The sequence below is a fragment of the Deinococcota bacterium genome (assembly GCA_030858465.1).
GTDB lineage: Bacteria > Deinococcota > Deinococci > Deinococcales > Trueperaceae > JALZLY01.
Genome location: JALZLY010000184.1, coordinates 1 through 5464, shown reverse-complemented (window position 1 = coordinate 5464; position 5464 = coordinate 1). Strand labels below are relative to the sequence as shown.

Here is a 5464-nt window from a genome sequence, read left to right as displayed (position 1 = left end):
TGGGGAGCGGGTGCGGGCGCTGGACCGCGGGCTCATGGTGCTCGAGGCGCTCGCCAAGGCGTCCGAGTTGTCGCTGACCGAGCTCGGCGACAGGGTGGGACTGGCCTACAGCACCGCCCACCGCATTTTAGAGACCCTGCGCCAGCGCGGCTACGTGGTGCAGTCGCATGAGACGGGCCGCTACAGCCTGGGCGTGCGCGCCTTCGAGGTCGGCTCGGGCTTTCTCGCCAAGGGACAACTGCCCGAGGCAGCCCAGGCGCCCATGCGCAAGCTGGTCGACGAGCTCAACGAGACCGTCAACCTAGCCGTGCAAGACGGCAGGGAGGCCATCTACATCTACCAGGTCGAGGGCCGGCAAAAGGTGCGCATGTTCACCCAGATCGGCGCGCGCACGCCGCTGCACTCCTCGGGCGTCGGCAAGGTCCTGCTCGCCTGGCAGGACGAGAGGGCGGTGCAGGGGCTGCTCGAGGAGGCACCCTTGGCCGCCTTTACCGGCACCACCCTGACCGAGCCGGGGGCGGTCCTCGAGGAGCTCCGCCGGGTCCGCGAGCGGGGCTACGCGCGTGACTTAGAGGAGTTCGAGCCCGGCGTGCGCTGCGTGGCCGCGCCGGTGCGAGACCGTCACGGTGGGGTGGTGGCCGCCCTGTCCGTGTCCGCGCCGGTGGCGAGGCTGGGTGACGAGCGGCTCGAGGCGCTGGCCCGGAGCATAGGCGCGGCCGGTAAGGAGATTTCAGCGCGGCTGGGCTGGCTCGAGTAGGTGCCAAGGCGACTGCCAAAGGCTGGAAGTGTAATTTGGATAACTTTGTTCCGCTTTTAAAGAAGCTTAAGATTTTCTTGGAGTCTGCCTGAAGCCTAAGCGTGAGCAACCATAGCAGTGATTGAGGGAAGTCAGCAACCATTGCGGACACTCCTGTACGGACTCTTGTGTATCTTCTTACAATCTTAGGCTTGACAGCGTGTCCCTCCCTGCTGCCCCTCACAAAGGAGAATGAATGGTGATGGGAAGAATGCTTAGAGCGGTTCGGATCATGGCGGTCTTGGTTCTCGGCTTATATGCCTTTGGGCAGCAGGACCAGACGGCAACCCAGGAGACGGACGTGGAGACTTCTGGTCAAGCCACGGTGACACCTGGAGGTCAACTCCCCGGCAACGTCGCGATTCAGCTCGTCAGGGTCGCCGATGGCCTCACCGACCCCATCAAGGTCGCCAACGCAGGTGACGGCAGCGGCAGGCTGTTCATCATCGAGCGGGTAGGCCGCGTCCGCATCTTGGACGAGAGCGGCGAGCTCTTAGACGAACCCTTTTTAGACATCAGCCAAAATGTCAAGATCGACTTTCTCGAGCAGGGCCTCCTCGGCTTGGCCTTTCACCCCGACTACAGTGAGAACGGACTCTTCTACGTCTACTACAGCGACTACGTGACCAACGGCCAGTCGTTCGTGGAAGAGTACCGGGTTTCGGACGACCCCAACCAGGCCGATCCGGACTCCGCTCGGCTCCTGCTAGCCGTGCCCCAACCCTACGTCAACCACAACGGCGGGACGATTCACTTCGGCCCCGACGGCTATCTCTACATCAACCTGGGTGACGGCGGTCTGGCTGGCGACCCCCACGCCAACGCCCAGAACGTCAACACCATCCTCGGCTCGATTGCCCGCATCGACGTGAACCAGCAGGATTCCCGGCGGGGCTACCGCATCCCCGACGACAACCCCTTTGCCGGGGCGGGCATCAGGCGGGTCAGCTTCGGCCTCGAGGACGCCGCGCAGTACCGTCCCGAGTCAGCACCCGAAATCTGGGCCTACGGCCTTAGAAACCCCTGGATGTCGGGTTTCGATCCGGAAACCGGCGACCTCTACGTCACCGATGTCGGGCAGGACGCCTGGGAGGAGATCAACTTCGTGCCCAGCGGCAGTGAAGGCGGCATGAACTTCGGCTGGCCCTTCATGGAAGGGTCGCATCCCTATCCGCCTGAGGAGTACACGCGGGCGGGCGAACGACCGGCGGACCCGCAGCAGAGAGTGGGCGTCTTGCCGGTAGCTGAGTACAACCACGACGAGGGCGACTGCTCGATCACCGGCCTTGGCGTCTACCGTGGTGACGAGTTCGAGGATCTGAACGGCGTCTACTTCAACTCCGACTACTGCACCGGCAAGGTCTGGGGCCTCAGCCACGATGACGGAGGCAACTGGGCCTACGCAGTCCTCCTCAACACCGGCATGCAGGCAACCGGCGGTGGCAACGACGAGGCCGGCAACATCTACATGACTACGTGCGAGTGCGAGTGGTCACGCGACTACGCGGTCAACCCTGGCTCCAGCGGCGTCCTCTGGCGCATTGTGCACGCCGATCAGGTTCCCGAAGGCGCGGAGACGGCTCCAACGACGGACATGGGGGAGCCGGCGGGAGCTGAAGAAATGGAAGAGCGAGAAGGCGAGGGTGAGGGCGACGTAGAGGAACAGCTCGAGGGTGAAGAGCAGGATGACGAAGAAGAGGAGGAAGGCAGCGGAGGCTAGCGGAGCATAAAGGACAAACGCGCTCCGTCGTCACCATCAGTCATTGGATTGTCATATGGAATTAATGGAGGGGTTCAAGCGGACCCCTCCTTTCGGTCAAGTCCATAAACAAGTGACCCACACGTCCCCATGCAGGAGAACCGCTCATGACCAAAGTATTAGCCCTTATCTTCAGTCTCATCATCGCCTGCAGCACAGCTATAGCTCAGCAGGAGGCGCAGGCGAGAGCCGAACTGCAAGACGCCGACGGCAACACAGTTGGCCACGCCACCTTCTCGAGCACCGAAGACGGTGCGGTCAGAATCCAGGTCGAGCTCGAGGGCCTAGAGGCCGCAGCCGGCGGTGAGCACGGCGTCCACCTTCACGAGACGGGCGAGTGCGAACCACCCGACTTCGAGTCTGCCGGCGGCCACTTCAATCCGACGGACGCCGAGCACGGCCTCTTGAATCCCGGTGGGCCGCACGCCGGTGACCTGCCCAACATCCACGTCGACGAGGACGGAAACGCCTCCTACGAGGTGACCACGCTGCTCATCAGCCTGGATGAGGGGGAGAGGTCGATCCTGGATGGGGACGGTGCCGCCCTGGTCATCCATGTAGACGCCGACGACCACATCACCGATCCTTCGGGCGAGAGCGGCGACCGCATCGCCTGCGGCGTGGTCATTCGCGAAGGCGAGGCACAGGCGGACACGCAACAGGGGGCGACCCAGGCGCAAGAAGAAGACACTGAAGGGGAAGAAGAGGCTGAGCCAGCGGACCAGGCGCAGCTGGCTCAGCAGGGAGAGCAAGTCTACGCGCAGAGCTGCGCGGCCTGTCACGGCAGAAGCGGCACAGGTGGACGCGACTATCCCCGGCTGGCGGGCAACCGCGACCTTGCGGACACGCAGCATGTCGCCCACCAGATCATCCATGGGGGCGGCGGGATGCCTCCCTTCGGCCACCTTTCAGACGAGCAGATCGCGGCGGTAGCCACGTATATCCGCACGAGCTGGAATAACGACTTCGGTCCGGTGAGTATAGAAGAGGTCCAGGCCGAACGTTAACCGTAGCTTTCAAGGCTCGAGCCCAGCCTTCGCGGCGACGGGCTCGAGCGTCCTGTCTACACCTTGAACCGGGCGAAACGCGCCTCCATCTCCTTGCGAAAGCGAACGGTGGGGTCATCAAGGCCCAAGGCGACATCCGACCAGCGCAGGGTCTCGCCGGCCTTCACGTCCTGCGTCAGCTCGATGCCGTGGGCCAAGCCGATAGGCAGCGCCCCGGCCCGCAAGGAGGCGGCGGCGGGCAACAGCCTGCCGTAGACACAGTAGCCGCCCTCGCCGTCCAGAGTTTCGCCGACCCTCAAGTCGCGCTTGGCCGTCGCCACCACGTCGCCCCTGAAAGCCGTGGGGCTGCCCGTGGCCTCGCCCAGCAGGCCCGCGCGCAAGACGCTCACAGCGAGTTCTAAGCCAATCAGGTGGTAGGGCCGGTACATGGCGGTGTAGCGCCCCGTCTCGTCGGTCACCAGGCCGTACTCGGCGAAGCAGCGCGCCACGTAGTCGCTGGCCGCCTCGAAGGTGACGAAGACGCCCCAGCGCAGGTCGTTGGCGACCACTCGGCCGTCGCGCTCCAAGCTCGAGACCACCTCGACCGTGCCCTTGTGGGCGAGCCTGCCGCCCTCGGCCTCGGGGCGACAGACCCGGGCCAGCTTGTCCGCGCCCGCGGGCGGGAAGCGCAGCCCGTCCGGCTGAGGGGTGAGTCCGGTGGCGTTGGCGACCGCCGCCATCTCGATGGCCGACTTGGTACCGTCCAAAAAGGAGTTGAACATCCGCGGGTTGAAGTCGCCCCGTGCCACCGTCTCCTGGCTGAAGCCGTAGTAGTCCCAGACCGTCTCGGGCGTGGAACGGTGGTACTCGGGCAGGTATTTGCTGCCCTTGCCCGCGCTGACGGGGTCGAAGCCGCAGGCCCGCGCCCAGTCCACCAGCTCGCAGATGAGGGCCGGCTGGTCGCCGTAGGCGAGGCTGTAGACGACGCCCGCGGCCGCGGCGCGCTCGGCCAAGAGCGGCCCCGCCAGCGCGTCGGCCTCGACGTTGACCATGACCACGTGCAGGCCCCTGTCGAAGGCCATGAGCGCGTGACGAATGCCCGCGGCGGGCACCCCGGTCGCCTCGATGACGAGCTCGAGGCCCTCGGCGGCGATAAGCTCTTCCCCACTCTCCGTCAGACAGGTGCTGCCCCACTCGAGCGCCTCGGCGAAACCCCCCGCCGCCGTCCTCTCCCGCGGCCAGCCCGCCAGCCGCAGCGCCTCTCGCGCCCGCTCGAGCGACAAGTCGGCGACGCCGAGCACGTGAAGCCCCGGCAGCCGCAAAGCCTGGCTGAGAAACATGGTGGCGAACTTGCCCGCGCCGATCACGCCTATCCTGAGCGACCTGCCGGCCTGTGCTCGAGCCTGCAAGCGCCGCCGCAACCCTCCTGCCACCATGATGTTCCTCCCTTAAGAGCCTGAGCTCTGCAAGAGTATAACCGCAAGCGCATAAGCATGTGGAGTGCCCGGTCAGGCGAAAGGTGGAAGAGCTTCATTGACCCTTCATTGGCCCTTCATTGACATTCATTGACATTCATTGACATTCCATTGACAAAGGGATTGGCGCTGCCGTATTGTGACCCCAGTAGATATTGACAATTCGCTGGCCGACCTTTCTTTCGCCTAGTCGGCGCCAGCGCTCGGGAGGTGATGCCTCAGGAAGCCGCGCATAGAAATAGAAGCTGTCTCAGCCTTGTCCGCTTGAGCTGTCTCAACCATTCTTGAATCACCACGAGGAGATGTCGATGAGCAAGAAAGCAACCAAGAAAGTCGCTCCAAAGCAAGAGGTCGCCCCAAAGCAAGTGGAGGACGGCGTCTCGCGCCGCAAGTTCCTGAAAACCGCCGTAGCGGTCGGGGGCGCGGCGGCTCTGGGCTTTCCGGCGGT

General features: G+C 64.5%; 4 protein-coding genes. 3 read left to right on the top strand and 1 reads right to left on the bottom strand.

Features of this window, described 5'->3' with window-relative positions; all coding sequences use genetic code 11:
• The 3 genes from M3498_09515 to M3498_09505 form a co-directional block, all read left to right on the top strand.
• A partial coding sequence (locus tag M3498_09515; GenBank protein MDQ3459518.1) for an IclR family transcriptional regulator occupies window positions 1-757 on the top strand: 757 nt, incomplete at its 5' end.
• Window positions 758-998: 241 nt separating this feature from the next.
• Entirely contained in the window at window positions 999-2516 is a 1518-nt protein-coding gene (locus M3498_09510; protein ID MDQ3459517.1) for a PQQ-dependent sugar dehydrogenase, read from the top strand.
• 146 nt (window positions 2517-2662) lie between these two features.
• The gene (locus tag M3498_09505) at window positions 2663-3562 is read left to right on the top strand and encodes a superoxide dismutase family protein (protein MDQ3459516.1); all 900 of its coding nucleotides are present in this window, start codon (window positions 2663-2665) and stop codon (window positions 3560-3562) included.
• Window positions 3563-3618: 56 nt separating this feature from the next.
• On the opposite strand, the gene M3498_09500 is transcribed toward M3498_09505, so the two are convergent.
• Window positions 3619-4977, bottom strand: coding sequence for an SAF domain-containing protein (locus M3498_09500; GenBank protein ID MDQ3459515.1), 1359 nt, complete (start codon window positions 4975-4977; stop codon window positions 3619-3621).
• Window positions 4978-5464 lie beyond the last annotated feature (487 nt).